Source organism: Vibrio sp. 811 (genome assembly GCF_033339195.1).
The window spans coordinates 1-852 of the sequence record NZ_JAWOUB010000228.1; the positions used below are offsets into that span (position 1 = coordinate 1).

The window sequence follows — 852 nt, forward strand, 5'->3', positions numbered from 1 at the left end:
TTGGCCTTCGGCGAGCTTAGCGAAATATTCAGGACGATCAGATTTGATTTCTTCCGACCATTTTGAATTATTCTCAAATAACTGTTTAATTTCCGGCATCTTGCAAACTACTTCCCTTAAATGACAAAAGCACTCATCGCAATTGAAACATATCAAGCGATCAGTGTTGTAACTATACACAATGTTACAATTTCGATCCCGTTAAATATGCGTCAGACAGGACTCATCTGACGTGTTCTTGGAAATAAATTCGTACAATTCAGACTGCTTATTAGATAACGAATTAAGCCATAATTTATTTATGGTTTAATTTTTCACATTCCTCGTTAAAGTAATGACATTTTACTTATTTAATTTTGAAATTAATGCAGGGAGCTAAACGGTGTTCGGTAGTCGTTTTAAAGATATCAATTTCAAAGGGGATATATTTGGCGGGGTGACCACGGCCATTATTTCTCTCCCTTTGGCGTTGGCGTTCGGGGTTGCTTCGGGGGCGGGTGCAGAAGCTGGCCTTTGGGGCGCCATAATGGTGGGCTTGTTTGCCTCCTTATTTGGTGGCTCAAATACACTTATCTCAGAACCCACGGGGCCGATGACGGTGATCATGACAGCCGTATTGACCAGTATGATGGCGAAGTACCCTGAAACAGGTATGGCGATGACGTTTACTGTTGTCATGATGGCGGGTGCATTTCAGATCTTGCTTGGAACGCTGAAGATGGGTAAATACGTCACCTTGATGCCTTACAGCGTGATCTCCGGCTTTATGTCGGGTATTGGTGTCATACTTATCATTCTTCAATTGTCGCCACTACTAGGGCATGCTGCGCCTACGGGAGGAGTGCTAGGGAC

Annotated in this window: 1 protein-coding gene and 1 pseudogene; one reads left to right on the forward strand and one right to left on the reverse strand. The window is 43.3% G+C overall.

Annotated features, from left to right (window positions below; translation table 11 throughout):
• Nucleotides 1-99, reverse strand: a pseudogene (locus R7Q46_RS25995) (carbonate dehydratase); the annotation flags it as partial.
• 283 nt (nucleotides 100-382) lie between these two features.
• Here R7Q46_RS25995 and R7Q46_RS26000 point away from each other — a divergent pair.
• Nucleotides 383-852 (forward strand): SulP family inorganic anion transporter (locus R7Q46_RS26000; RefSeq protein ID WP_318078057.1); only part of this gene is annotated, 470 nt, incomplete at its 3' end.